Below are 549 nucleotides of genomic sequence, written 5' to 3'. Positions count from 1 at the left end.
GTCTTGGCCGCGACAGCGTTGGCCGCAGCGGGCGTCTTGGCGCTGGGCGCTTCAGGCTGTGCCGTCGTCATGGCCTTCGCCTGCGTCTTGGACGCAGACGCTGCCTTCGCGGCAACCTTTGCACCATTTGCCGAAGCTTTTGCAGCCGGCGTCGCTTTTGCCGGCGCAGGCTTGGCTGGTTTCTTCGCCGCGGACGCCTTCGGCGCCGCAACGGGTTCCGCCGGCGCTGACGAGGTCACCACCGATTCGTCGGTCATTGCCGGAAAAACCGGCGCTGCTGGCGCTGCTTCCGGCGCGTTGACGCCAGGCATGGTCGTTGCACCGTTCTTCAACGGCTCGGCCGTTTGCGGGGTCGAAGCGACAGAGCTTGCCGGATCGGCTGCCGGCTTCGGCTTCATCGCCGCATCGACGCCGGAGCGAACGTCGGCCGCGGCCTGTTCGAACGGATTGAGCTGCTTCCTGATCTCAGCCATCGGGCTCATGCCCCTGAGCTCGTCGACGGACTTCTTGACGTCGTCGAGCTCGGCTTCCTTCAGCGCCTCGTTGAAC

Annotated in this window: 1 protein-coding gene; it reads right to left on the bottom strand. The window is 66.1% G+C overall.

Going from position 1 to position 549, the window contains the following annotated elements; translation table 11 throughout:
• On the bottom strand, nucleotides 1–549 hold a 549-nt coding region (locus EN984_RS37055), incomplete at both ends, for a twin-arginine translocase subunit TatB (RefSeq protein WP_127384473.1).

Origin of the sequence: Mesorhizobium sp. M7A.F.Ca.CA.004.12.1.1 (assembly GCF_003997835.1) — a bacterium.
In the GTDB taxonomy this organism is placed as follows: domain Bacteria; phylum Pseudomonadota; class Alphaproteobacteria; order Rhizobiales; family Rhizobiaceae; genus Mesorhizobium.
Note: the sequence above shows the minus strand (reverse complement) of the source record. Positions and strands in the feature narration are given on the sequence as shown.